The sequence below is a fragment of the Amycolatopsis sp. 195334CR genome, assembly GCF_017309385.1.
Classification (GTDB): Bacteria; Actinomycetota; Actinomycetes; order Mycobacteriales; family Pseudonocardiaceae; genus Amycolatopsis.
The window spans coordinates 982,598-1,008,535 of sequence record NZ_JAFJMJ010000002.1 but is presented as its reverse complement, the minus strand read 5'-3'; the positions used below and the strand labels follow the sequence as shown (position 1 = coordinate 1,008,535).

Here is a 25,938-nt window from a genome sequence, read left to right as displayed (position 1 = left end):
CCCAACGGCCTGAACAGCACGAAAGCGGGGTCCCAGCCCTCTCGGACTGGAACCCCGCTTCCTCACGTTAAGTTCGGCGGCGTCCTACTCTCCCACACCCCTTCGAGTGCAGTACCATCGGCGCTGGCAGGCTTAGCTTCCGGGTTCGGAATGGGACCGGGCGTTTCCCCGCCGCTATAACCACCGAAACACTACGAAACAAACACACTAGTGTCGTAACACGTGCTCTGGTGTGGTGTTTCAGAGCCGTAGAGTGGATGCGAAGCACCTTTGTAGCAAGTCCTCGGCCTATTAGTACCAGTCAACTCCACACATTACTGCGCTTCCATTTCTGGCCTATCAACCCAATCGTCTCTTGGGGGCCTTAACCCACAAAGGGGTGGGATACCTCATCTAGGAACAGGCTTCCCGCTTAGATGCCTTCAGCGGTTATCCCTTCCGAACGTAGCTAACCAGCCATGCCACTGGCGTGACAACTGGCATACCAGAGGTTCGTCCGTCCCGGTCCTCTCGTACTAGGGACAGCCTTCCGCAAGTATCCTACGCGCGCGGCGGATAGGGACCGAACTGTCTCACGACGTTCTAAACCCAGCTCGCGTGCCGCTTTAATGGGCGAACAGCCCAACCCTTGGGACCTACTCCGGCCCCAGGATGCGACGAGCCGACATCGAGGTGCCAAACCATGCCGTCGATATGGACTCTTGGGCAAGATCAGCCTGTTATCCCCGGGGTACCTTTTATCCGTTGAGCGACACCCCTTCCACCAGGTGGTGCCGGATCACTAGTCCCGACTTTCGTCCCTGCTCGACCTGTCAGTCTCACAGTCAAGCTCCCTTGTGCACTTACACTCAACACCTGATTGCCAACCAGGCTGAGGGAACCTTTGGGCGCCTCCGTTACTCTTTGGGAGGCAACCGCCCCAGTTAAACTACCCATCAGGCACTGTCCCTCACCCAGATCATGGGCGTAGGTTCAGATTCCCAATCCGGCCAGAGTGGTATTTCAACAACGACTCCACACCCACTAGCGTGAGCGCTTCACAGTCTCCCACCTATCCTACACAAACCGAACCGAAAACCAATACCAAACTATAGTAAAGGTCCCGGGGTCTTTCCGTCCTGCCGCGCGTAACGAGCATCTTTACTCGTAATGCAATTTCGCCGGGCCTGTGGTTGAGACAGCCGGAAAGTCGTTACGCCATTCGTGCAGGTCGGAACTTACCCGACAAGGAATTTCGCTACCTTAGGATGGTTATAGTTACCACCGCCGTTTACTGGCGCTTAAATTCTCAGCTTCACCCCCCAAAAGGGAGTTAACCGGTCCTCTTAACGTTCCAGCACCGGGCAGGCGTCAGTCCGTATACATCGAATTACTTCTTCGCACGGACCTGTGTTTTTAGTAAACAGTCGCTTTCCGCTGGTCTCTGCGGCCACCCACCCCTAGCCTGTAAAAAGCTTCAGGATGTTTGGCCCCCCTTCTCCCGAAGTTACGGGGGCATTTTGCCGAGTTCCTTAACCACAGTTCACCCGATCGCCTTAGTATTCTCTACCTGACCACCTGTGTTGGTTTGGGGTACGGGCCGTGCACGCACTCGCTAGAGGCTTTTCTCGGCAGCATAGGATCACTCTACTTCACCTCAATCGGCTACGCATCACGTCTCAGCCTACATGCCATGCGGATTTACCTACATGACGGCCTACACGCTTACACCAGTACTACCATTCACTGGCGGAGCTACCTTCCTGCGTCACCCCATCACTTGACTACTACAGAATCAGGCCCCACGCTCCACAATGACGCTCCATCCGAAGACTTCACATCACGCTTTGGGTGGTTAGTATCAACTGCCTCATCAGGGACGCACGTGCTCGGGTACGGGAATATCAACCCGTTGTCCATCGACTACGCCTGTCGGCCTCGCCTTAGGTCCCGACTTACCCTGGGCGGATTAGCCTGGCCCAGGAACCCTTGGTCATCCGGCGGCAGAGTTTCTCACTCTGCATTCGCTACTCATGCCTGCATTCTCACTCCCACACCCTCCACCGCTGGTTTACACCGCGGCTTCCCTGGATGCAGGACGCTCCCCTACCCATCCATACCACTAGACAAGAACCCGAAGGCTCAAGCCGATGTATCGCATGAATGACACAGCTTCGGCGGTGTGCTTAAGCCCCGCTACATTGTCGGCGCAGGACCACTTGACCAGTGAGCTATTACGCACTCTTTCAAGGGTGGCTGCTTCTAAGCCAACCTCCTGGTTGTCTGGGCAATCCCACATCCTTTCCCACTGAGCACACACTTAGGGGCCTTAGCTGGTGTTCTGGGCTGTTTCCCTCTCGACGACGAAGCTTATCCCCCGCCGTCTCACTGCCGCACTCTCACTTCTCGGTATTCGGAGTTTGGTTGACTTCGGTAACCCGGTAAGGCCCCTAGGCCATCCAGTAGCTCTACCCCCAAGAAGAAACATGCGACGCTGCACCTAAATGCATTTCGGGGAGAACCAGCTATCACGGAGTTTGATTGGCCTTTCACCCCTACCCACAGCTCATCCCCTCAGTTTTCAACCTAAGTGGGTTCGGGCCTCCACACCGTCTTACCGGCGCTTCACCCTGGCCATGGGTAGATCACTCCGCTTCGGGTCTAGACCACGCGACTCAAACGCCCTATTCAGACTCGCTTTCGCTACGGCTACCCCACACGGGTTAACCTCGCCACGCAGCACTAACTCGCAGGCTCATTCTTCAAAAGGCACGCCATCACCCTTCACAAGGCTCTGACGGCTTGTAAGCACACGGTTTCAGGTACTCTTTCACTCCCCTCCCGGGGTACTTTTCATCTTTCCCTCACGGTACTAGTCCGCTATCGGTCACCAGGAAGTATTTAGGCTTACCGGGTGGTCCCGGCAGATTCACAGCAAATTCCACGAGCTCGCTGCTACTCGGGAACACCATCACACAACACCCACACAGTTTTCGCGTACGGGACTCTCACCCACTCCGGTCCACCATCCCAGGTGATTCCACTAACCATGCAGCATCGCGCCAGAAATGTCAGTTTCTGGAAGACAGGTCCCACAACACCGCACACACAACGCCTGACAGCTTGACATGCGCACGGTTTAGCCTCATCCGCTTTCGCTCGCCACTACTCACGGAATCACGGTTGTTTTCTCTTCCTACGGGTACTGAGATGTTTCACTTCCCCGCGTTCCCTCCACACACCCTATATATTCAGGTGCGGGTAACACCACATCACTGGTGCTGGGTTTCCCCATTCGGACACCCTCGGATCTCAGCTCGGTTGACAGCTCCCCGAGGCTTATCGCAGCCTCCCACGTCCTTCATCGGCTCCTGATGCCTAGACATCCACCATGTGCTCTTAACAACTTGACCACAAAGATGCTCGCATCCACTCTACAGTTCTCAAACACCACACCAGAAACAACACCAGCGTGCTGCCTCAGGACCCAACAGCGTGCCAGCAAACAATCTCAAACCCAGCACCCACGACCGCGTTCCACGCTCCGAAGAGCAGTACTAACCATCGCCGGCACCCAGCCATCGACCATAACCAGTAGTTCCACAATTCCTTGAGCAACCAAGGCAAGTACACGTACGGCACTTACACCCTGGCCACTCCCAACCACGATGGGCCGGGATGTGTTGCTCCTTAGAAAGGAGGTGATCCAGCCGCACCTTCCGGTACGGCTACCTTGTTACGACTTCGTCCCAATCGCCAGTCCCACCTTCGACCACTCCCTCCCCGAAGGGTTGGGCCATGGGCTTCGGGTGTTACCGACTTTCATGACGTGACGGGCGGTGTGTACAAGGCCCGGGAACGTATTCACCGCAGCGTTGCTGATCTGCGATTACTAGCGACTCCGACTTCACGCAGTCGAGTTGCAGACTGCGATCCGAACTGAGACCGGCTTTAAGGGATTCGCTCCACCTCACGGTATCGCAGCCCTCTGTACCAGCCATTGTAGCATGTGTGAAGCCCTGGACATAAGGGGCATGATGACTTGACGTCATCCCCACCTTCCTCCGAGTTGACCCCGGCAGTCTCCCACGAGTCCCCGGCCGAACCGCTGGCAACATAGGATAAGGGTTGCGCTCGTTGCGGGACTTAACCCAACATCTCACGACACGAGCTGACGACAGCCATGCACCACCTGTACACCAACCACAAGGGAAGCCCTATCTCTAGGGATGTCTGGCGCATGTCAAGCCCAGGTAAGGTTCTTCGCGTTGCATCGAATTAATCCACATGCTCCGCCGCTTGTGCGGGCCCCCGTCAATTCCTTTGAGTTTTAGCCTTGCGGCCGTACTCCCCAGGCGGGGCGCTTAATGCGTTAGCTACGGCACGGACAACGTGGAATGTCGCCCACACCTAGCGCCCAACGTTTACAGCGTGGACTACCAGGGTATCTAATCCTGTTCGCTCCCCACGCTTTCGCTCCTCAGCGTCAGTATCGGCCCAGAGACCCGCCTTCGCCACCGGTGTTCCTCCTGATATCTGCGCATTTCACCGCTACACCAGGAATTCCAGTCTCCCCTACCGAACTCAAGTCTGCCCGTATCGACCGCAAGCTGAAGGTTAAGCCTCCAGTTTTCACGGCCGACGCGACAAACCGCCTACGAGCTCTTTACGCCCAATAATTCCGGACAACGCTCGCACCCTACGTATTACCGCGGCTGCTGGCACGTAGTTAGCCGGTGCTTCTTCTACAGGTACCGTCAGTCACCCTTCGTCCCTGTCGAAAGAGGTTTACAACCCGAAGGCCGTCATCCCTCACGCGGCGTCGCTGCATCAGGCTTGCGCCCATTGTGCAATATTCCCCACTGCTGCCTCCCGTAGGAGTCTGGGCCGTGTCTCAGTCCCAGTGTGGCCGGTCGCCCTCTCAGGCCGGCTACCCGTCGTCGCCTTGGTGGGCCATTACCCCACCAACAAGCTGATAGGCCGCGGGTTCATCCCATACCGCCGGAGCTTTCCACCACACACCATGCGATGCGCAGTCATATCCGGTATTAGACCCCGTTTCCAGGGCTTATCCCAAAGTACAGGGCAGATTACCCACGTGTTACTCACCCGTTCGCCACTAATCCACCCCGAAGGGCTTCATCGTTCGACTTGCATGTGTTAAGCACGCCGCCAGCGTTCGTCCTGAGCCAGGATCAAACTCTCCAACAATGAATTTGATCTAGACTATTCTAGTTATCTCAAAGGAAACCCCGACGAGGGGGTTTCAATATAAGCTCTACTGGCTTAGTTCACTAGCACACTGTTGAGTTCTCAAGCAACACACTACGAGGTTTTTGGCCCCGGAGCAGTGTACCCAACGTCGAACCACTCGGATTCAGTGGGGGCAACTACTACTCCGGATTTGGGACCACCCACTCTACCACACGAGGTGGGAGCTTGGTTCGTGTTCCCGGCGGCCGCCCGGTCTCCCTGGCGACGAAGAGAACATTACACGGCCGTTCCGGGCCGGAATCAGGGGGGGTCCCTTAACGGGGAAACGGCTGGTCAAGCCCCTGATTCCGGCCCGGGCGCTCAGTGCGCCGCCGCGACGCCCGCGATGTTGCGCTTGCCCCGGCGCACGACCAGCCACCGCCCGTGCAGCAGATCGCCGGCCGACGGCTTCCACTCCTCGTCGGTGACCTTCGCGTTGTTCACGTACGCGCCGCCCTCCTTCACCGTGCGGCGCGCGGCGCCCTTGCTGTCCACCAGCCCGCCGGCCAGCAGCAGCTCGACGATGGTCGGCTCGTCGGACAGCTTCACCTCGCCGCTGGGCACCTCGGCCATCGCCGCGTCCAGCGTGGACGCCTCCAGCTCGGCCAGCTCACCACGGCCGAACAGCGCCTGGCTGGCCGCGATGACCTGCCGGGTCTGCCCAGCGCCGTGCACCAGCGTGGTGAACTCCTCGGCCAGCCGCTTCTGCGCGGCACGCAGGTGCGGCCGTTGCTCGGTGTCCTCGGCCAGCGCCGCGATCTCCTCGGCGGTCAGGAAGGTGAACATCCGCAGGTACCGGATCACGTCGGCGTCCCCGACGTTGACGAAGTACTGGAACCACGCGTACGGCGAGGTCATCTCCGGGTCCAGCCACAGGTTGCCGCCGCCGGTGGACTTGCCGAACTTGCGGCCCTCGGCGTCGGTCACCAGCGGCGCGGTCAGCGCGTGCACGCTCTTGCCGTCCACCCGCCGGATCAGGTCCACCCCGCCGACCAGGTTGCCCCACTGGTCCGAGCCGCCGACCTGCAGCGTGCAGCCGTACTCGCGGTTGAGGTGCAGGTAGTCCTGCGACTGCAGCAGCAGGTAGCTGAACTCGGTGTAGGACATGCCGTCGGTCTCCAGCCGCCGCTTCACCGTCTCCCGGTTCAGCATGGTGTTGACCGGGAAGTGCTTGCCGACGTCGCGCAGGAACTCCAGCACCGACTGCGGCCCGGTCCAGTCCAGGTTGTTGGCCACCACCGCGCCGGTCGGCGAGTCGTCGAAGTCCACGAACCGCTCGAGCTGACCGCGGATCCGGCCCGCCCACTCGCCGACCACGTCGAGCGTGTTCAGCGTGCGCTCACCGGTGTCGCGCGGATCACCGATCATCCCGGTCGCGCCGCCGGCCAGCACGATCGGCCGGTGCCCGGCGCGCTGGAACCGGCTCAGCATCAGCAGCGGGACCAGGTTGCCCGCGTGCAGGCTGGGCGCGGTCGGGTCGAAGCCGCAATAGAGCGTGAGCGGTCCCTGGTCCAGGTCTCGCCGCAGGGCGTCGACGTCGGTGGACTGCGCGATCAGGCCGCGCCAGGACAGTTCGTCAAGGATGTGCTCACTCACGCACTGAATGATCCCTCACCAGCGCAATCGGTTTCCGGGCGGGCTCACCGCCCCGGCCGCACCCGGCCGCCCCGCCGGTAGGTCGACACCGCGGGTGAACCGTCCACCCAGAACCGCCACGGCGTGTCCATCGCGGCGGCCACGCCGACCCGCGGGCCGGTGCGGATCTCGCTGGTGGCAACGCGCTCCCCGGGCAGCAGCCGGACCGGCGAGTCCGGGTCGAGCAGATCCGCGCCGTTGTGCGCGCGGTCGAGGCCCAGAGCCGACGTCAGGATGGCCGGGCCGTTCGCCACCGCGGCCGAACGCGCCTTCGGACGGCGGGCGCGGACCACGTCGGCGCCCTCGACCACCTCGGCCGCGCGCAGCAGCACCGCGCCCGGCACGCCGTCGACCCCGCACACCACGTTCGCGCAGAAGTGCATGCCGTAGACGAAGTACACGTACAGGTGACCCGCCGGACCCCACATCACATCGTTGCGCGGGGTCCGGCCGCGGTAGCAGTGCGACGCGGGATCGTCGTGCCCGCGGTATGCCTCGACCTCGACCAGGCGCACCCGGACCGTGCCGTCGGGACCGTCGGCCTCCAGTTCGCAGCCCAGCAGGAAGGGTGCCGCGACCACCGGGTCGATGGCCAGTTCGTCCGCGGTGACCAGCCGTCCCGTCACCGCAGCACCACCGTGCCCGACGCGGTGCCCAGTTCGGCGACGAGCGCCGGCGCGGCGGCCTCGGTCACGTCGAGTTCCGCACCCAGCGCGGCGAGCACGCGGCCGAGGCGAGCCGGATCGGGGTGCTCCCCGCGCAACGACACCAGGGTCGTGCCGGTCGCGGCGGTGCGCGACGGATGCGGAGTGTCACCCCAGCCGATCACGAACGGGGCCAGCCCGCCCTCGTTGTCCGGCGGGAACGCGAGCCGCCAGGACAGCAGCACCCCGTCGGGGCGGCGGCGCGACATCGGGACGGCGTCACCCGGTTCGTGCCCGGCGGCACGCGCGCGATCGAGCGCGGCGTCGAGGTCCGGCACCTGAATCGCCCAGGTCACCAGCTTGGGCCCGGTGAGTTCGTCGACGCCGAACGGGCGCGGGGTCGCCGGATCGGGTTGCTCCGGATCCGGGCCGATGACCTCCAGGAACGCGTTCTCGCCGAGCGCGGCGAGGTGGTTGCGCGTGCCGAGCCCGGGGTGCGGCCCGCCGGGACTCAGCGCGATTCCCCGTCCGGCCAGTTCCTCGACCGTCCGGTCCAGGTCCGGTGTCGCGTAGACCAGGTGATCCAGCACCGCTCTCCCCTCATGCCGTCGGGAAAATCTTAACCAGGAGCTGTTTTGAGCAACCGCTCAACTCGCGCTACGGTGAGTTGAGCACTCGCTCAAGACGAGGAGGGGCAATGGCTCCGATCCAGGTGAAGACGCTGATCAGGGCCGAGTTGGCCACGGTGTGGGCGCACACCCAGGACCCGGCGCTGCACCAGCGGTGGGACCTGCGGTTCGCCGAGATCGAACCGCTGGAACCCGGCCGGTTCCGGTACACGAGCCAGTTCCTCGGCGTGCGGGTGACCGGGCTCGGCACGCACGCCGGCGAACGCCACCGCCCGGACGGCGGCCGCACCTCGGCGCTGCGGTTCCGCTCGGCCGACCCGCTCTCCCTGATCCGGCAGGGGTCGGGCTACTGGCGGTACGCCCCGGGACCCGACGGCGTCGCCTTCGCCACCGGGTTCGACTACACGACCCGCTGGGGCGCCCTCGGCCGCGCGGCCGACCGGGTGTTCCGGCCGGTCTTCGCCCGGCTCACCGCGTTGTCCTTCGACCGGCTCCGCCGGTGGCTCGAGGACGGCATCGAACCCGAACAGCAGAGGAGCGGCCTTGACCATCTTCGAACGAGCTTTCGGTACTGACTTCGCCCGCCTGCACCCGAGGGTGCGCCAGCGGCTCAACCTCGGCACGGCGACCGGGATCGGCATGCTCGGCCACGGCGTGATGGACCGGATCTGGCGCGGCCCGGTCTACACCGCCCCGTTCCTCCGGCTCGGCACCACGCGGCACATCCTGTTCCCCGAGCAGGGCGAGAACGTGCCGTTCACCATCGAGAACTACCCGTACGTCGACTCGTTCGGGCGCGAGACGATCTCGTTCGTGCGCACCTTCGACCTGCCGGGGAAACGACGGCGGTTCGACGCGCAGATGGTGTTCGACCCGACCTGCGGCCGGATCGTGGACTACCTCGGCACGCACCAGCACGTGGCCACCGAGCTGCGGCTGAAGGTGCGGGAGGACGGCGGTTTCCGGATCAGCTCTGGCGAGTTCCGGTTGCGGGAAGGGCCCCTGCGCACGGTGCTGCCGGCGCGGGTCAGCGGCACCGCCACCGTGGACGAGTGGTTCGACGAGGAGATCGGGCAGTTCCGGATCCAGGTCGAGGTGACCAACCCGCGGTTCGGCCCGGTGTTCGGCTACCACGGCCGGTTCGCCGCCTCGTTCGTCGAACCGGGGGTGAGCGGCGCGGTGAAACCCCTGCGCGAGAAGGTGTTGTGGTGAACACCAAACAGCGGCTGATCGACGGGGTGCTCGCGGTGATCCGCGAGCAGGGCATCACGGCGGTCTCCGCGCGCTCGGTGGCGGCCGCCGCCGGGGCCAACCAGGCGCTGATCTTCTACCACTTCGGCAACCTGGAAGAACTGATCGCGCAGACCTGCGTGCAGACCACCGAAGTCCGCGTGGCCGCCCACCGCCCCCGGTTCGCCGAGGTGCGCTCGCTGGCCGAACTGCTCGCACTCGGCCGCGAGATCCACGAGGCCGAGCGTGCCGAGGGCAATCTCGCCGTACTGGCGCAGACGCTCGCCGGCGCGCAGGGCGGCGGACGGCTCGCCGAGGCGACCAGGGAAGCGCTGGGCAAGTGGACCACCGAGGTGGAGAGCACGCTGATGCGCGTGCTCTCCGGTTCCCCGCTGACCGAGTTCACCGATCCGGCCGGGCTCGCGCGGGCGACCTCGGCCGGTTTCCTGGGGCTCACCCTGTTCGAAGCGGTCGACGCCGAGGGCGGCGAGCAGGCGCTCGGTGCGCTCGCCCAGCTCGCCGCGCTGGCCGACGTGCTGGAGAGCCTCGGCCCGGTGGCCACGAAGGCGCTGCGGGCGAAACTCCGGTCGGCGGCGAAGTCTCGCGCTACTTGAGCCAGTCGCGCAGTTCGCCGATCCGGTGGACCAGGCGCTCACGCTGCTCGGCGACCCGCACCGGCGCGGTGCCGCCGCGCGCGTCGCGTGACGCGACCGAGCCCTCGATGGTCAGCACCTCGCGCACCCGCGGGGTGAGCGTGGGGTGGATCTTGGCCAGTTCGTCGTCGGTCAGGTCCTCGAGCCCGGCTCCCCTGCCCTCGGCCACGCGCACGCACTCCCCCGCGGCCTCGTGCGCCACGCGGAACGGAACGCCCTGGCGCACCAGCCATTCCGCGATGTCGGTGGCCAGGGTGAAGCCGGCCGGCGCGAGTTCGGCGAGGCGGTCGGTGTGGAAGGTGAGCGTGCCGAGCATGCCCGCGAGCGCCGGGAACAGCAGGTCCAGCTGCTCGACCGAGTCGAACACCGGTTCCTTGTCCTCCTGCAGGTCCCGGTTGTAGGCCAGCGGCTGCGCCTTGAGCGTGGCCAGCAGGCCGGTCAGGTTGCCGATCAGCCTGCCGGACTTGCCGCGGGTCAGCTCGGCCACGTCCGGGTTCTTCTTCTGCGGCATGATCGAACTGCCGGTGGCCCAGGCGTCGTCGAGGGTCACGTAGCCGAATTCGGCGGTGTTCCAGATGATCACCTCTTCGGCGATCCTGGACAGGTTCACGCCCAGCATGGCCAGCGCGAAGGCGAACTCGGCGGCGAAGTCCCGCGAGGCGGTGCCGTCGATCGAGTTCTCCACCGAGGTGTCGAAGCCCAGCTCCGCGGCCACGGCCTCCGGGTCGAGCCCCAGCGAGGAACCGGCGAGCGCGCCGGAACCGTACGGCGACTCGGCGGTGCGCGCGTCCCAGCCCCGCAGGCGGCCGATGTCACGCAGCAGCGCGTGCGCGTGGGCCTGGAGGTGGTGCGCGAGCAGCACCGGCTGGGCGTGCTGCAGGTGCGTGCGGCCGGGCAGGATCGCGTCGGCGTTGCGCTCGGCCTGCGACACCAGCGCCTCGACCACGTCCAGCGTGCCGGCCACCATCCGGCGCGCGGCGTCACGCAGGTACATCCGGAACAGCGTGGCGACCTGGTCGTTGCGCGACCGGCCGGCCCGCAGCTTGCCGCCCAGTTCGGCGCCCGCGCGCTCCAGCAGGCCGCGTTCGAGCGCGGTGTGCACGTCCTCGTCGGCGATCTCCGGGGTGAACGCGCCCGAGGCCACGTCCTCGGCGAGGGTGTCCAGCGCGGCCAGCATGCCGGTCAGCTCTTCCTCGGTGAGCAGCCCGGCCGTGCGCAGGACCCTGGCGTGCGCCCGCGAACCCGCGATGTCGTAGGGCGCCAGCCGCCAGTCGAAGTGCGTCGACAGGCTCAACGCCGCCATGGCCTCGGCCGGTCCGCTGGCGAACCTGCCGCCCCACAGCTGGACCGGCTGCTCTTTCCCGCTCACTCGCTCACACTCTCCCGTCGCTGGTTTGCTTCGCCGCGCACCCTACTCACCGTCCGAAGTGGACGAGCGGTCCGCCAGCTCGGCGAACTTCTCCGCCAGGCCCTTGCCGGTCAGCGGCTCGCGCGCGATCACCGCCACCGTGTCGTCACCGGCGATCGAGCCGACCACCTCCTCCAGCGCGGCCCGGTCGATCGCGCTGGCCAGGAACTGCGCGGCGCCCGGCGGGGTGCGCAGGACCATCAGGTTGCCCGAGGCGTCCACCGAGACCATCAGCTCGGCGAGCAGCTTGGCCAGCCTGGCCGTGCCGCCCTGCACGCCGCGGACCGGGCTGCCGTCCTCCGGGATCACGTAGACCGGCGCGCCCGAATCGGCGCCGCGCAGCTTGACCGCGCCCAGCTCGTCGAGATCGCGGGACAGCGTGGCCTGGGTGACCTCGGTGCCCTCGGCGGCCAGCAGCTTGGCCAGTTCCGTCTGGCTGCGGATGGCCATCGTGGACACCAGTTCGATGATCCTGGCCTGCCGGGCCGCCCTGCTCATCGGCGTCGCTCGTTTTCGAGCAGCCAGACCAGCAGCGCCTTCTGCGCGTGCAGCCGGTTCTCCGCCTCGTCCCACACCGCGCTGGCCGGGCCGTCGAGCACCTCGTCGGTGATCTCCCAGCCGCGGTGGGCGGGCAGGCAGTGCAGCACGATCGCCTCCGGCGCGGCCCGCTCCAGCAGCGCCGCGTTGACCTGGAGCGAGCGGAACGGGCCGACCCGGTCCAGCCCGTCGTTCTCCTGGCCCATCGAGGTCCAGGTGTCGGTGACCAGCACGTCGGCGCCGTCGACCGCGGCGTGCGGATCGGTGAACACCGTGGCGCTGCCGCCGGTGTCGCTGGCGCGGTGCTTGGCGTCCAGCATGACCTGCTGGTCCGGCTGGAAGCCCTCGGGCGAGACCACGCGCACGTTCATCCCGGCGGTGGTGCCGCCGAGCAGCAGCGAATGCGCCATGTTGTTGGCGCCGTCACCGAGGTAGACCAGGTTCAGCCCGGACAGCTTCCCCTTGCGCTCGCGGATGGTCTGCAGGTCGGTGAGCACCTGGCAGGGGTGGAACTCGTCGGTCAGCGCGTTGATCACCGGGACCGAGGAGACCGAGGCCATCGCGTCCATGCGCTTCTGCGCGAAGGTCCGCCAGACCACGGCGTCGACGTAGCGCGAGAGCACGCGGGAGGTGTCCTCGATGGTCTCCTCGCGGCCGAGCTGCATGGACCGGCCGTCCACGATCACCGGGTGCCCGCCGAGCTGGGCGATGCCGACGTCGAAGGAGAGCCGGGTGCGCGTCGAGTTCTTCTCGAAGATGGCCGCGACCGACTTGCCCTCCAGCGCGCGAGAGCTGAGCGGCTCGGCCTTGAGCCGGTCGGCCAGGTCGAGCACGGTGAGCTGCTCGTCGGGGGTGAGGTCGTCGTCCCGGAGGAAGTGCCTTGGCATGGTTGTTCAGTCCTGGGTGGTGGTGCCGAGCGCGGCGGGCAGCGCGGCCAGGAAACCGGCCGCCTCCTCCGCGCTCAGGGTCAGCGGGGGAGCCAGTCGGACGGTGTCGGGCTGGATGGGGTTGACCAGGTAACCGGCGTCCTGGGCGGCCTGGGCGACCGCCGCCGACGCCGGTTCGGCCAGCGTGATGCCGAGCAGCAGGCCCTGCCCTCGGACGCCGGTCACCAGGGGGTGGCCGAGCTGGTCCACACCGGCGGCGATGTCCTTGCCGAGTGCGGCGACGTGCTCGTTCAGCCCCTCGGCGGCGATGGTGCGCAGCACCGCGAGCCCGGCCGCGCAGGCCACCGGATTGCCGCCGAAGGTGGTGCCGTGGTGGCCGGGGCCGAACAGGTCGGCCGCCGCGCCGACGCCGATCACCGCGCCCAGCGGCAGGCCGCCGCCGAGGCCCTTGGCCAGGGTGATCACGTCCGGCACCACGCCGTCGTGCTGGTGGGCGAACCACGCGCCGGTGCGGCCGATGCCGGTCTGCACCTCGTCGAGCACGAGCAGCGCGCCCGCCTCGCGGGTGATCTCCCGCGCCGCGCGCAGGTAGCCGTCGGGTGCGGGCACCACGCCGCCCTCGCCGAGGATCGGTTCGAGGAACACGGCGGCGGTTTCGGTGTCCACCGCGGCACGCAGCGCCTCGACGTCACCGAACGGGATGTGCTCGACGCCCGGTACCAGCGGCACGAACGGGTCCCGCTTGGCGGGCTGGCCGGTGAGCGAGAGCGCGCCCATGGTGCGGCCGTGGAAGGCGCCCTCGCAGGCGATCACCTTGGTGCGGCCGGTGCGCCTGCTGATCTTGAGCGCGGCCTCGTTGGCCTCCGCGCCCGAGTTCACGAACAGCACCTTGCCGTCGCCGCGCAGCCCGGCCACGTCGAGCAGGGCCTCGGCCAGTTCCACGGTGACCGGGTTGACGTAGAGGTTCGAGGTGTGGCCGAGCAGCTTGACCTGCGCGCTCACCGCCTCGACCACCGCCGGGTGGGCGTGGCCCAGCGCGTTCACCGCGATCCCGCCAAGAAGGTCCACATAGGACTTCCCGTCGGCGTCCCACACCGTGGCCCCCTCGCCGCGCACCAGCGTGAGCTTCGGCGTGCCGTAGTTGTCCATCAGCGCGGAGCGCCAGCGCTGCTGACCGTCCTCATTGGACTGGATGGTCATTCCGGCTCTCCTTCCCGCAGTACCATGGTGCCGATCCCCTGGCTGGTGAAGACTTCCAGCAGCACCGAATGCGCGAGGCGCCCGTCGATCACGTGCGCGCGCCGGACGCCACCGCGGATCGCGCGGACGCAGGCCTCCATCTTCGGGATCATGCCGCTGGCCAGGCCGGGCAGCAGCTGCTCCAGCCGGTCCACCCGGATCCGATCCACCAGGGAGGACCGGTCGGGCCAGTTCGCGTAGAGGCCCTCGACGTCGGTGAGCACCACCAGCTTCTCCGCGCCGAGCGCGGCGGCGAGCGCGCCGGCCGCGGTGTCGGCGTTGACGTTGTGCACCACGCCGTCCACGTCCGGGGCGACGGTGGAGACCACCGGGATGCGGCCGGCGTTGACGATGTCGAGCACCGCGTCCGGGTTGACCGAGGCCACCTCGCCGACCAGGCCGATGTCCACCGCCTCGCCGTTCACCGTCGCCTGCTTGCGCTCGGCGGTGAACAGCCGCGCGTCCTCGCCGGAGATGCCGACCGCGTACGGGCCGTGCGCGTTGATCAGCCCGACCAGCTCGCGGCTGACCTGGCCGACCAGCACCATGCGCACGATGTCCATGGTCTCCGGGGTGGTCACCCGGAGGCCGCCCTTGAACTCGCCCTCGATGCCGAGGCGGCCGAGCATGGCGCTGATCTGCGGGCCGCCGCCGTGCACCACCACCGGGCGCAGCCCGGCCAGCCGGAGGAACACCATGTCCTCGGCGAAGGCGCGCTTGAGCTCGTCGTCGATCATCGCGTTGCCGCCGTACTTGACCACGACGGTGGCACCGTGGAAGCGCTGCAGCCACGGCAGGGCCTCGACCAGCACGCCCGCCTTCTCGGCGGCGGTGGCCAGGCGTTCGTCGGCGCTGATCACCGATTCGGACGGGGTCACGTCGAGTACGCCGAGTTCTCGTGCACGTAGGCGTGCGTGAGGTCGTTCGTCCAGATGGTGGCCGCGGCCACGCCCGCCTTGAGGTCGACGGTCACGGTGACCTCGCGCGGGTTCAGGTCCACCTTGTCGCGTGGTTCGCCCGGTTCGCCGTTGCGGCAGACCCAGACGCCGTTGAACGCCACGTCCAGCCGGTCCGGTTCGAACACCGCCTCGGTGGTGCCGACCGAGGCCAGGATGCGGCCCCAGTTCGGGTCCTTGCCGAAGACCGCGGTCTTGAACAGGTTGCTGCGCGCGATGGCCCGGCCGACGTCCACCGCGTCCTGCTCGGTGGCCGCGTTCACCACCTCGATGGCGATGTCGTGGTCGGCGCCCTCGGCGTCGCCGAGCAGCTGCTGGGCCAGGTCGTGGCAGAGGTCGCGGAGGAGCTCGCCGAACTCGTTCGGGCCCGGCTTCACCCCGGACGAACCGCTGCAGAGCAGGACCACCGTGTCGTTGGTGGACATGCAGCCGTCGGAGTCGAGCCGGTCGAAGGTGAGGCGGGTGGCTTCGCGCAGCGCGGCGTCGGCGGTGGCCGAATCCACGTCGGCGTCGGTGGTGAGCACCACGAGCATGGTGGCCAGCGCCGGGGCGAGCATGCCCGCGCCCTTGGCGATGCCGCCGATGGTGAAGCCGTTGCCCTGGCGCACGGCCTCCTTGGCGCGGGTGTCGGTGGTCATGATCGCCTCGGCCGCGGCGGGCCCGCCGTCGGCCGACAGCGCGTCGACGGCGGCGTCGATGCCGGTGCGCAGCTTGTCCGCCTGCAGCTGCTCGCCGATCAGGCCGGTGGAGCAGACGACCACCTCGATGGCACCGAGGTCCAGGCGGGCGGCGACCTGCTCGGCGGCGCTGTGCGTGTTCTGGAAGCCCTCCGGGCCGGTGTAGCAGTTGGCGCCGCCGGAGTTCAGCACGACCGCGCGGGCGCGGCCGTCGTCGAGCACGCGCTCGCTCCACAGCACCGGGTTGGCCTTGCAGCGGTTCGTGGTGAACACGGCCGCGGCCACGTCGGACGGGCCCTCGTTGAGCACGAGGGCGACGTCGGGTTTACCGCTGGGCTTGAGGCCCGCGGTCACCCCCGAGGCGCGGAAGCCCTGCGGAGCGGTGATCGTCATGGTGCTACTCCCACGGTGGAAAGTCCGGTGGCCTCGTCGAAGCCGAGGGCCAGGTTGGCCGACTGCACGGCACCGCCGGCGGTGCCCTTGGTCAGGTTGTCCAGTGCCGCGATGACCACCAGGCGCCGGGCGTCGGCGTCCACGGTCACCTGCAGCTGGACCGCGTTCGAGCCCAGCACCGCGGCGGTGCTCGGCCAGCTGCCCTCGGGGAGCAGGTGGACGAACGGCTCGTCGTGGTAGGCCTTCTCGTACTCGGCCCGGATCGCGTCGGGGTCGGTGTCGGCGCGCAGTGGCGCGCTGGCGGTGGTCAGGATGCCGCGTGGCATCGGTGCCAGGACCGGGGTGAACGAGACGGTCACGCGCTCGCCCGCCACCAGGCCGAGGTTCTGCGCGAACTCCGGGGTGTGGCGGTGCGCCCCGCCGACGCCGTACGCGCTGGCCGAGCCCATCACCTCGGAGCCGAGCAGGTGCGGCTTGAGGCTCTTGCCCGCGCCGGAGGTGCCGGTCACCGAGACGAAGTGGGCCTCCGGCTCGACCAGTCCCGCGGCGAACGCGGGCGCGAGCGCCAGCGAGCCGCCGGTCGGGAAGCAGCCGGGGACGGCGATTCGCTTGGTGCCGTACAGCTTTTCCCTGGCGCCGGGCAGTTCGGGCAGGCCGTAGGGCCAGGTGCCCGCGTGCTCGCCGCCGTACCAGCGCTGCCAGTCCGAGGCGTCGCGGAGCCGGTGGTCGGCACCGAGGTCGACCACCAGCACCTCCTCACCGAGGCGCGCGGCGATCTCGCCGGAATGCCCGTGGGGCAGGGCGAGGAACACCACGTCGTGGCCGGCCAGGGTGTCCGCCGTGGTTTCGGCGAGCACCCGGTCGGCGAGTGGCACGAGGTGTGGCTGGTGCTTGCCCAGCCGGTCCCCCGCGCTGCTCGCCGCGGTCAGTGCCCCGATCTCGATCTCCGGATGGACCAGCAGCAGGCGCAGGAGTTCGCCCCCCGCGTACCCGCTGGCGCCGGCCACCGCCGCCTTCACCGTCATACGCATGATTATGCACGCCGACGCAATTCTAAACAAACTGGGGTCGGAGTGGTTTGTTGTGGTTACCCGGGTGGGCCTCCTTTTATGGTCGCGAGTTTCGGTGGGTCGGTGGGTTGGCCAGTGACCCGGCTGCACTGTGACCGGACCTGGCTTCGCGCAGGCCGGACTGCGGGCGGGCCGGACAGTGGCCCCGCACCGGACGGCAGCCGGGCCCGACCGCGGCCGCGCAGGGCTGTGGACGGGCACGACGACGGCCGCGCCGGACCGTGGCCCGCGCGCCGGACGGCAGCCGGGCTCGACTGCGGCCGGGCGAGACTGTGGCCGATCTGACTGCGGCCAGCCAGACACGGGCCGGGCTGGACCGTGTCTGGGCCGACCTGCAGCCGCGCCCGACTGCGGGCGGGCCGAGCCGTGGGCGGACTGAGGCCGGGGCGGGCTCCGTGTGGGCAGCCGGAGTGGCGACGATCGCCTTGGGGTGGCTCGCGGATTTCGCGAGTGACCGGCGATCGCCGCCGTCTCCAGGGCCGCCGAGAACCCGAGGGCGGCAGGAGCCCGCGCGGGGTTACGGGTTCATGGCCGTCACCTCCCGGCGGCTCGGTGGGTCGGGCAGGTAGGCGCCGGGGGCCTCCGGGTCGCAGCCCACCCTGGGGAGGCGGGCTCGGATGCTGCCCGGGCTGCGGCCGAACGCCTCCGCGATGGCTTCGACCGGCTCGCCTGCCAGCCAGCGGCGTTCCAGGTCCTCGTCCAGCGTCGGCGACCAGGGTTGGCCCTGGTGGGCCGGGCGCGGGCCTGGTCTTCGGGCACCGGTGCGGCCGAGGGCACCCGCTGAGCGCAGGGCCTTGGCGAGCACGTTCGCCAGCGTCGCCGCGGCGGCGGCGTCGAGTTCCAGGTGGCCGTCGGCGACGGGTTCGCCCTGCGGCCCGGCGGCACTGACGTCCACCGCCACGCGTGCCTCCGGCAACGAGGTGGCTTCGACGGTGTAGGTAGCGGTTTCGGTCCGGATCTCGGTCCGGTGCTGTTCGGAAACTGTCATGCGCCGGACGCTAGCCACGGGGTCCGACAGTTTCCGGACACCGGCGGTAATCGTGTGGTCGCGGGGTGCGGTGGCGGAAAACTGTCGGGTGGGGTGCTTACAGTGGCGGGCGAGGGGAAGGAGGGGGATGAGCGCAGAACTCGTGGCGGCCGCCAGGGCCGGGCTCGCCGAGCTGGCCGACGCGGAGAAGGCACCGCAGATGCAGCGGTACATGAAGTCGGCGATGCCCTACCGCGGGGTGGCCACCCCGGCCCGGCGGAAGCTGGCGAACCGGCTCTTCCGCGCGCACCCGCTCGCCGACGTCGCGGAGTTCACCGCGGTCGCATTACAACTGTGGCGTGAAGCGACCTACCGCGAGGAGCGCTACCTGGCCATCGATCTGACCGGGCACAGCGCCTACCGGTCCTGGCAGTCACCGGGCCTGCTCGACCTGTACGAGGAGATGATCGTCACCGGGGCGTGGTGGGACTACGTCGATGAGGTGGCCATCCGCCGGGTCGGGCCACTGCTGCGAGCCGAACCCGGTGTGCTGGAGCCGATCCTGCGGCGGTGGGCCGTGGACGAGGACCACTGGCGCCGCCGCACCTCGATCATCTGCCAGATCGGGGCGAAGTCCGCCACCGACACGGCGCTGCTCACCACGGCCATCGAGGCCAGCATCGACGAGCCGGACTTCTTCCTGCGCAAGGCGATCGGCTGGGCGCTGCGGGAACTGGCGAAGACCGACCCGGAGTGGGTACTGGCCTTCGCCGGGAACCACGGCGGCCTCTCCCCGCTGTCGCGAAGGGAGGCGCTCAAGCACCTGAAAAACTGAACAGCCGGTGAGGCCGGCTTCCCGCGGGGTGCGCGGGAAGTCGAGTGACCGCTGGGCCCGGCTCCCCGCGGGAGCGCGGAAGGCTGACGACCGCTTGGCCCCCGGCTCCCCAATTGGGGTGCGGGAAGCTGTGCGGCCACTGGGCCCTGCTTGCCGCTGGTGCGCCGGAAGCTGAGCGACCGCTAGGCCCCCTGGCTTCCCGCGGGGGAGCTGGAAGCTGAGCGATCGCTGGCCCCGGCTCCCCGCGTGTGCGCGGAAAGCGACCGCTGGGCCCTGCTTCCCGCTGATGGGCAGGAAGCCAAACGACCGCTGGGCCCGGCTCCCCGCGGGGTTGCGGGAAGCTGAGCGAGCGCTGGGCCCTGCCTCCCGCGGAGTGCGCGGGGAAGCTGAATGGTCAGGCGCGCAGGGTGACCCCGAAGCGGTCGGCGGCTGCTGCGACTGCGGCATCGCGGGCGGCGGTGGCCTCCTCGGCCTTGAGCGTGCGGTCCGGCGCCCGGAACCGCAGCTTGTAGGCGAGCGACCGCTTGCCCTCGCCGACCTGCTCTCCGGTGTAGACGTCGAACAGCGCGACGTCCTCGAGCAGTTCGCCGCCGCCAGCGCGCAGGATGTCGGCCAGCTCGGCCGAGGGCACCGAGCTGTCCGCGACCAGCGCCACGTCCAGCAGCACCGGAGGGTACGGCGACACCGCGGGCGCCGGGCGGCGCTCGTGCAGCGGGATCGCGTCGAGGTCCAGCTCCATCGCCACGGTCCGCTTGGGCAGGCCGAGCGCTTCGATCACCTTCGGGTGCAGCTCACCGGCGTGCCCGACGGGCCAGTCGCCGACGAACAGCCGGGCGCAGCGGCCGGGGTGCCAGGGCAGCAGGTCCGCCGCCCGCGGCTCCAGTTCCACGCCGGCCGCGGCGGCGACGGTGCGGGCCGCCTGCACGGCGTCCGCCCACGAGGCCTCCTGGCCTTTGCCCCACCAGCCCGGGCGTTCGCGGTGCCCGGTCAGCACCACGGCGACGTGCACCGGCTGCGCGGGCACGGCGGCCTCCAGCGCGGCCAGCTCCTCGTCGGACGGGCGCTCCCAGACGCCCAGCTCGGGCATCGCGACCGGCCGCTCCGGCGGCAGCACGACCTGGCTGATCTGGAAGAGGCCGACGTCGCGGAACCCGCGGGAAACGTTGCGCTGCAAGGTTTCCAGCAGACCGGGCAGCAGCGAGGTGGCCAGTTCGTCCTTTTCGGACTCCAGCGGGTTGAGCACCTTCACCGCGCGGCGGCGCACGTCGTCCTCGGGCAGCCCGAAGGCGTCCCAGACCGACTTCGCCACGAACGGGAAGGGCAGCACCTCGACGTACCCCGCCGCGGCGAGCGAACGCGAAACCGTGCGACGACGGCGCTGGGCCTCGGTCAGCCCGGCCCCGGCGGGCGCGGTCGGCAGCTCCGACGGGATGCTGTCGTACCCCTCGAGCCGGAGCACCTCCTCGACCAGGTCGGCGGGCTGCACCAGGTCGCCCCGCCAGCTCGGCGGCACGGCGGTGACCAGCGCGGCCCCGTCGTCGGAGGTGGCGATGCCGACCTTGCAGCCGATCTGGGCGAGCCTGCGCGCGGTGACCCCGCGGTCGTAGCGCACCCCGGCCACCCGGTCCGGCAGGTTGATCGGCATGGTGATCTCGGCGTTCGGGTGCACCTGACCGGCGTCGGTGCGGCCCGGCTGGATGCGGCCGTCGCCGTACTGGCGCAGCAGCCGCGCGGCCAGCTCCACCGCCACCGGCGGCAGCAGCGGATCGGTGAACCGCTCGAACCGCTTGGCCGCCTCGGAGAACAGCTTGTGCCTGCGGGCGGTCCGGCTGATCGACGGCGGGTCCCAGTGCGCGGCTTCGAGCAGCACGTCGGTGCTCTCGGGGGTGATCTCCGTGCTCGCGCCACCCATGGTGCCCGCCAGCGAGATCACGCCGGAGTCGTCGGCGATGACGATGTCGTCGCCGTCGAGCTCGCGCTCGGCGTCGTCCAGCGTGGTCAGCTTCTCCCCCGGCTTCGCCCGGCGGATCACCAGCTCACCCTGGATCGCGGTGGTGTCGAAGGCGTGCAGCGGGTGCCCCAGCTCCAGCATGACGTAGTTCGTCACGTCCACGGCCAGCGAGATCGACCGCATCCCGGCCAGCATCAGCCGCCGCCGCATCCACCACGGCGTCGGCGCGGAGGCGTCCAAGCCGGTGACGCGGCGCAGCACGAAGCGCGGGCAGCCCTCCGGGTCCTCGATGCGGACCGGCCAGGCCTCGCCCTCGGCCACCGGGACCTCGCTGAGGCCGGGGTCGCCGAACGGCGCGTCGAACGCGTTCGACAGCTCGCGGGCCAGGCCGCGGATCGACAGCGCGTAGCCGCGGTCCGGGGTCGGCGCCAACTCCAGCACGGTGTCGGCGAGGCCGATCACCTCGGCGGCGTCGTCACCGGGACCGGCGGTACCCGGCGGCAGCACCAGGATGCCGGAGTGGTCGTCGCCGAGGCCCAGTTCACGGGCCGAGCAGATCATGCCGTCGCTGATCCGGCCGTAAGTCTTGCGCGAGCCGATGGCGAAGCCGCCGGGCAGCACCGCGCCCGGCAGCGCCACCACGACGAGGTCGCCCTCGGCGAAGTTCGTGGCACCGCAGATGATGCCGCGGGTCTTGATCGCGGTCGGGTCCGGCTCGGCGGCCCCGTCCTCCTCCTCGGGCGCGTGCTCCTCGCCCACCTCGACCCGGCAGAACCGGATCGGCTTCTTGAACTCGGTGAGCTCTTCGATCTCGACCACGCGGCCGATCACCAGCGGACCGGTGACCGCGTCGAGCGAGTGCACGCCGTCGACCTCGATGCCGATCCGGACGAAGGCGTCGACCAGCTCCTGCGGCCCGACGGCCTCGCCGAGTTCGACGTGCTCGGTCAGCCAGCTGACTGGAACTCGCACTACGCCTCCGTTCCGAAGGGAAGGGTGAACCGGACGTCGCCCTCGACCATGTCGCGCATGTCCGGGATGCCGTTGCGGAACTGCAGGGTGCGCTCCAGGCCCATGCCGAAGGCGAAGCCGGAGTAGACCTCGGGGTCCACCCCGCAGGCCCGCAGCACGTTGGGGTTGACCATGCCGCAGCCGCCCCACTCGACCCAGCCGGGGCCGCCCTTCTTCTCCTCGAACCACACGTCCACCTCGGCCGAGGGCTCGGTGAACGGGAAGAAGTGCGGGCGCAGCCTGGTCTTCGAGCGCTCGCCGAACATGGCGCGCGCGAAGGCGTCCAGCGTGCCCTTGAGGTGGGCCATGGTGATGCCCTTGTCCACCGCGAGGCCCTCGACCTGGTGGAACACCGGGGTGTGGGTGGAGTCCAGTTCGTCGGTGCGGTAGGTGCGGCCCGGGCAGACCACGTACACCGGCAGGTCGCGGTGCAGCAGCGTCCTGGCCTGCACCGGCGAGGTGTGCGTCCGCAGCACCAGGCCGGAGTCCTCCTGGCCGACGTAGAACGTGTCCTGCATCTGCCGCGCGGGGTGGTCCTTGCCGAAGTTCAGCGCGTCGAAGTTGAACCACTCGGCTTCCAGCTCGGGGCCTTCGGCGACCTCGTAGCCCATGCCGACGAAAACGTCGGCGACCCGCTCGGCGAGCGTGGTCATCGGGTGCCGGGCGCCCGCCTGCACCTTCTCCCACGGCAGCGTCACGTCGACGGCCTCTTCGCGCAGCACGCGCTCGTCCCGCTCGACCTGCAGCGTGGCGCGGCGCGCGTCGAAGGCGCCCTGGATGGCCTGCCTGGCCTCGTTGACCCGCTTGCCCGCCTCGGCCTTCTCCTGCTTGGGCAGGCCGCCGATCTCGCGGCGGGCCAGCATCAGCGGGGAGTTATCACCCAGGTGCGCCGGCTTGCTCGCGGCGAGGGCGTCGAGGTCCGCCGCCGCGGCGAAGTCCGTGTCCGCGGACTTGACGGCGGCCTGCAGGGTTTCCGGGGCCAGCGCGCCGGCGGTGGCCGGCTCCTGGCTGTCGTTGGCTTCGGACATAGCTCCTCGGCGTCCACTCGGGACGGGTTCGCGGGCGCACGTGCGCGTTCAGCCGCAGAGTCTAGGTGACCGGCGAATCACTCCGCCGGTGAACCCCTGCTCGAAGCGGATTTCTTGAAAGATCAACAGCAGCCCAGTCTAACGGTGTGCCGCCATCGCGCTGGCGTAGAGGCACAAGCTCGCCGCGGTGGCCAGATTGAGGCTCTCGGCCTTGCCGTAGATCGGCACCCGGATGCCCCGGTCGGCGAGCGCGAGCACCTCGGCGGACAGCCCGTGCGCCTCGTTGCCGAGCACCCACGCCGACGGTTCGGCGAGGTCGTCGGCGGACTCCAGGCCTGCCTCGGCGTACCCGTCGGCGGCGAACACCCGGAGCCCGGCCGCCCGGCAGGCCTCGATCGCGGTGGCGACGTCCCGCTCACGCGACACCGGGAGGTGGAACAGGCTGCCGGTGGAGGCACGCACGCACTTGCCGTTGTGCGGGTCGACCGTGTCCCCGGCGAAGACCACCGCGTCCGCACCGGCGGCGTCGGCCACCCGCAGCACGGTGCCCGCGTTGCCGGGGTCGGCGATGCCCGCGAGCACCGCGACCAGGCGTGGCGCGCCCGACAACGCCTCGGCGAGCGGCACGTCGACCAGTTCGCAGACCGCGACGAGCCCCTGCGGCGACACGGTTTCCGAGAGCATCTCGGCCGCGCGCTGGGTGATCGGCGAGATCCGCGCACCCGCGTCCGCCGCCGAAGCGACCAGTTCGGGGTGCTTGTCCCCGGCGGCTTCGGTGACGAACAACTCGTGCACGGTCCCGTGCGCGAGCGCCTCGCGCACCGCCTGGGCGCCCTCGGCGAGGAACCGGCCCGCCTCGGTGCGGCCGGCGCGGGAAGTGAGCCTGCGCGCAGCAACGACCCGGGGGGTCCTGTGGCCCGACAGTGCGGGCGGACCGTCCCCGGGTCGCTGGTTCACGCCGGTGGTGCTCAGGCCGACTTCTTCTCTTCGCCGGTCGTCACGTTCTGCTTGGCCAGCTCGGCCAGCGCGGTGAAGGCGGCGGCGTCGTTGACCGCGAGGTCCGCGAGGATCTTGCGGTCGACCTCGACACCGGCGGCCTTGAGGCCCTGGATGAACCGGTTGTAGGTCACACCGTTCGCCCGGGCGGCCGCGTTGATGCGGGTGATCCACAGCTGGCGGAAGTCACCCTTGCGGGCACGGCGGTCCCGGTAGGCGTAGTTCAGGGAGTGAAGCGTCTGCTCCTTGGCCTTGCGGTAGAGCCGGGAGCGCTGACCCCGGTAACCGCTGGCCAGTTCGAGAGTTGTGCGACGCTTCTTCTTGGCGTTCACCGCCCGCTTGACGCGTGCCACGGGTCCATCCTGTCGATCTCGGGGGGCGCTCGGAGCGCCCCGGGGTGTTCAGAGCAAGTGCGGTCAGCGGCCGAGGAGGCGCTTGACGCGGCTGACGTCGGCCTTGGCCAGCTCGGTGGTGCCTTCGAGGCGGCGGGTCACCTTGCTGGCCTTCTTCTCCATCAGGTGACGGCGGCCGGCCTTCTGACGGCGGATCTTGCCGGTGCCGGTGACGCGGACTCGCTTGGACGTCCCGCTGTGCGTCTTGTTCTTGGGCATATTCATCCTCTTTCGTGCGGCAGCACACCGAATTCACGGTGTGCTGCTGACTGTGCCGGCCCTGGGGGCGAGGTCAGGAATCCGCGGCTTCGGCTTCGGCTTCCTTGGCCTTCGCCTGCGCCTTCTGCGGCTTCACGTTCTTGTGCGGCGCCAGCACCATGATCATGTTGCGGCCGTCCTGCTTGGGCGAGGACTCCACGAAGCCGAGCTCCTGGACGTCGTCGGCCAGCTTCTGCAGCAGGCGGAAGCCGAGCTCCGGCCTGGACTGCTCCCGGCCACGGAACATGATCGTGACCTTGACCTTGTTACCAGCCGCGAGGAAGCGGGACACGTGGCCCTTCTTCGTCTCGTAGTCGTGCTGGTCGATCTTCGGGCGCAGCTTCTGCTCTTTGATGACGGTCAGCTGCTGGTTGCGGCGCGACTCGCGGGCCTTCTGGGCGCTCTCGTACTTGAACTTGCCGAAGTCCATGAGCTTGGCGACCGGCGGTCGTGCCTGCGGGGCGACCTCGACGAGGTCCAGGTCCGCTTCCTGGGCGAGCCGGAGTGCGTCCTCTATGCGGACGATGCCGACCTGCTCCCCGTTGGGTCCGACCAGCCGGACCTCGGGAACGCGGATGCGCTCGTTGATGCGCGTCTCGGAGCTGATGGGGCCTCCTTGGTCCGAGTAATGTTCTGCTCTGCTCGTTCGACCTGGTGCCCACATACCAAAGGCCCCGGCTTCCGCATCTGCATGCGGCCGCGGGGCCCTCGTCCGATCGGCCGCCGACACGTGGTCGGCTGCCTTCGCGACGGCTATGACCGAACAGGGTCACACCGTTTCGCGAGACCGGACCCGGCCGCCTCGAGCGGCGACGCGGGTGGGAGCGGGGCTCCACTTGCCGCCCCCGATCACTCAGGGGCTGGTCGCTCGTGGAAGGGTACCAGACGTGTCGGACAACGCTGGACACCAGCCTCAGAATTCCCCCGGAACGGACGCCGACGGCATCCGCGAGCTCGAGACCATCCCCAGTGTAGAGGTGATCAGCCGGGCCGCGGTGATGCTGATGTCGGCCGGCGCCGAACGCCTCGGCCTCGCCGACGAGGACCCGGACACCAGCCCGCGCCGCGACCTCGACGAGGCGCGGCGGCTGATCACCGCGCTGGCCGGGCTGGTCACGTCGTCGGCGGAGTACCTCGGCGCGCACGCAGGCCCGCTGCGCGACGGGCTGCAGTCACTGCAGAAGGCCTTCCGCGAGTCCTCGGCCGTGCCGGACGCGCCCGGTCAGGGCCCCGGCGAGAAGTACACCGGCCCCGTGCACTGAGTCACAGCCCTCGAGGGACCCTGGTGGTCCCTGTTCGCGGCAGCTAAC

General features: G+C 68.7%; 22 protein-coding genes and 3 rRNA genes. 5 read left to right on the top strand and 20 right to left on the bottom strand.

Annotation, left to right across the window (positions count from 1 at the left end; all coding sequences use genetic code 11):
• Positions 1-71 precede the first annotated feature (71 nt).
• The 6 genes from rrf to JYK18_RS27700 all read right to left on the bottom strand — a co-directional run bounded on the left by rrf (position 72) and on the right by JYK18_RS27700 (position 8,101).
• Positions 72-188 (bottom strand): 5S ribosomal RNA (rrf, locus tag JYK18_RS27725).
• 83 nt (positions 189-271) lie between these two features.
• Positions 272-3,392 (bottom strand): 23S ribosomal RNA (locus JYK18_RS27720).
• A gap of 281 nt (positions 3,393-3,673) precedes the next feature.
• Positions 3,674-5,190, bottom strand: a 16S ribosomal RNA gene (locus tag JYK18_RS27715).
• Together the 16S, 23S and 5S rRNA genes form the textbook arrangement of a ribosomal RNA operon.
• 363 nt (positions 5,191-5,553) lie before the next feature.
• Positions 5,554-6,828 (bottom strand): tyrosine--tRNA ligase, encoded by a 1,275-nt coding sequence (tyrS, locus tag JYK18_RS27710; protein WP_206806396.1) that lies wholly within the window; start codon positions 6,826-6,828, stop codon positions 5,554-5,556.
• 44 nt (positions 6,829-6,872) lie between these two features.
• A complete protein-coding gene (locus tag JYK18_RS27705; RefSeq protein ID WP_206806395.1) occupies positions 6,873-7,493 on the bottom strand; it encodes a DNA-3-methyladenine glycosylase in 621 nt (206 codons plus the stop codon).
• Positions 7,490-8,101 carry a VOC family protein gene (locus JYK18_RS27700; protein WP_206806394.1) on the bottom strand — a complete coding sequence of 204 codons (612 nt, stop codon included), beginning with the start codon at positions 8,099-8,101 and terminating at the stop codon, positions 7,490-7,492. The genes JYK18_RS27705 and JYK18_RS27700 overlap by 4 nt, the downstream gene beginning before the upstream one ends.
• A 107-nt stretch (positions 8,102-8,208) precedes the next feature.
• Here JYK18_RS27700 and JYK18_RS27695 point away from each other — a divergent pair, with 107 nt between their 5' ends.
• The 3 genes from JYK18_RS27695 to JYK18_RS27685 are packed head-to-tail and all read left to right on the top strand — an operon-like array spanning position 8,209 to position 9,984.
• On the top strand, positions 8,209-8,715 hold the full coding sequence (locus JYK18_RS27695; RefSeq protein WP_206806393.1) for an SRPBCC family protein: 507 nt from the start codon (positions 8,209-8,211) through the stop codon (positions 8,713-8,715).
• Positions 8,684-9,352 (top strand): DUF4166 domain-containing protein, encoded by a 669-nt coding sequence (locus JYK18_RS27690; protein WP_206806392.1) that lies wholly within the window; start codon positions 8,684-8,686, stop codon positions 9,350-9,352. Before JYK18_RS27695 ends, JYK18_RS27690 begins: the two co-directional genes overlap by 32 nt.
• The gene (locus JYK18_RS27685) at positions 9,349-9,984 is read left to right on the top strand and encodes a TetR family transcriptional regulator (protein WP_307796089.1); all 636 of its coding nucleotides are present in this window, start codon (positions 9,349-9,351) and stop codon (positions 9,982-9,984) included. Before JYK18_RS27690 ends, JYK18_RS27685 begins: the two co-directional genes overlap by 4 nt.
• Here JYK18_RS27685 and argH read toward each other — a convergent pair.
• The 8 genes from argH to JYK18_RS27645 all read right to left on the bottom strand — a co-directional run bounded on the left by argH (position 9,977) and on the right by JYK18_RS27645 (position 18,178).
• A complete protein-coding gene (gene argH / locus JYK18_RS27680) occupies positions 9,977-11,392 on the bottom strand; it encodes an argininosuccinate lyase (protein ID WP_206806390.1) in 1,416 nt (471 codons plus the stop codon). The two genes, JYK18_RS27685 and argH, sit on opposite strands and share 8 nt — an antisense overlap.
• 42 nt (positions 11,393-11,434) lie before the next feature.
• Positions 11,435-11,929, bottom strand: coding sequence for an arginine repressor (locus JYK18_RS27675; protein ID WP_153033737.1), 495 nt, complete (start codon positions 11,927-11,929; stop codon positions 11,435-11,437).
• Complete coding sequence (gene argF / locus JYK18_RS27670; protein ID WP_206806389.1) at positions 11,926-12,855, bottom strand: ornithine carbamoyltransferase; 930 nt, start codon at positions 12,853-12,855, stop codon at positions 11,926-11,928. Before argF ends, JYK18_RS27675 begins: the two co-directional genes overlap by 4 nt.
• 6 nt (positions 12,856-12,861) lie before the next feature.
• Positions 12,862-14,055 carry an acetylornithine transaminase gene (locus tag JYK18_RS27665; RefSeq protein ID WP_206806388.1) on the bottom strand — a complete coding sequence of 398 codons (1,194 nt, stop codon included), beginning with the start codon at positions 14,053-14,055 and terminating at the stop codon, positions 12,862-12,864.
• Positions 14,052-14,972: an acetylglutamate kinase gene (argB, locus tag JYK18_RS27660; RefSeq protein WP_206806387.1), complete on the bottom strand. Its 921-nt coding sequence runs from the start codon at positions 14,970-14,972 to the stop codon at positions 14,052-14,054. Before argB ends, JYK18_RS27665 begins: the two co-directional genes overlap by 4 nt.
• Positions 14,969-16,120, bottom strand: coding sequence for a bifunctional glutamate N-acetyltransferase/amino-acid acetyltransferase ArgJ (gene argJ, locus JYK18_RS27655; RefSeq protein ID WP_206806386.1), 1,152 nt, complete (start codon positions 16,118-16,120; stop codon positions 14,969-14,971). Before argJ ends, argB begins: the two co-directional genes overlap by 4 nt.
• Positions 16,117-17,145 carry an N-acetyl-gamma-glutamyl-phosphate reductase gene (gene argC / locus JYK18_RS27650; RefSeq protein WP_206806385.1) on the bottom strand — a complete coding sequence of 343 codons (1,029 nt, stop codon included), beginning with the start codon at positions 17,143-17,145 and terminating at the stop codon, positions 16,117-16,119. Before argC ends, argJ begins: the two co-directional genes overlap by 4 nt.
• A 562-nt stretch (positions 17,146-17,707) precedes the next feature.
• Positions 17,708-18,178, bottom strand: coding sequence for a helix-turn-helix domain containing protein (locus JYK18_RS27645; RefSeq protein WP_206806384.1), 471 nt, complete (start codon positions 18,176-18,178; stop codon positions 17,708-17,710).
• A 127-nt stretch (positions 18,179-18,305) separates the two neighbouring features.
• On the opposite strand from JYK18_RS27645, the gene JYK18_RS27640 reads away from it, so the two are divergent.
• On the top strand, positions 18,306-18,992 hold the full coding sequence (locus tag JYK18_RS27640) for a DNA alkylation repair protein (protein ID WP_206806383.1): 687 nt from the start codon (positions 18,306-18,308) through the stop codon (positions 18,990-18,992).
• 394 nt (positions 18,993-19,386) lie between these two features.
• On the opposite strand, the gene pheT is transcribed toward JYK18_RS27640, so the two are convergent.
• The 6 genes from pheT to infC form a co-directional block, all read right to left on the bottom strand.
• A complete protein-coding gene (gene pheT / locus JYK18_RS27635; protein WP_206806382.1) occupies positions 19,387-21,915 on the bottom strand; it encodes a phenylalanine--tRNA ligase subunit beta in 2,529 nt (842 codons plus the stop codon).
• Entirely contained in the window at positions 21,915-22,982 is a 1,068-nt protein-coding gene (gene pheS, locus JYK18_RS27630; protein ID WP_206806381.1) for a phenylalanine--tRNA ligase subunit alpha, read from the bottom strand. Before pheS ends, pheT begins: the two co-directional genes overlap by 1 nt.
• Positions 22,983-23,120: 138 nt before the next feature.
• Positions 23,121-23,939, bottom strand: coding sequence for an RNA methyltransferase (locus JYK18_RS27625; RefSeq protein ID WP_307796088.1), 819 nt, complete (start codon positions 23,937-23,939; stop codon positions 23,121-23,123).
• 11 nt (positions 23,940-23,950) lie between these two features.
• Positions 23,951-24,331, bottom strand: coding sequence for a 50S ribosomal protein L20 (gene rplT, locus JYK18_RS27620; RefSeq protein ID WP_153033747.1), 381 nt, complete (start codon positions 24,329-24,331; stop codon positions 23,951-23,953).
• Positions 24,332-24,394: 63 nt separating this feature from the next.
• Entirely contained in the window at positions 24,395-24,589 is a 195-nt protein-coding gene (rpmI, locus tag JYK18_RS27615; protein WP_113692815.1) for a 50S ribosomal protein L35, read from the bottom strand.
• 73 nt (positions 24,590-24,662) lie between these two features.
• Entirely contained in the window at positions 24,663-25,292 is a 630-nt protein-coding gene (gene infC, locus JYK18_RS27610; RefSeq protein ID WP_206806380.1) for a translation initiation factor IF-3, read from the bottom strand.
• 223 nt (positions 25,293-25,515) lie between these two features.
• On the opposite strand from infC, the gene JYK18_RS27605 reads away from it, so the two are divergent.
• Positions 25,516-25,890: a DUF1844 domain-containing protein gene (locus tag JYK18_RS27605; RefSeq protein WP_153033748.1), complete on the top strand. Its 375-nt coding sequence runs from the start codon at positions 25,516-25,518 to the stop codon at positions 25,888-25,890.
• Positions 25,891-25,938 lie beyond the last annotated feature (48 nt).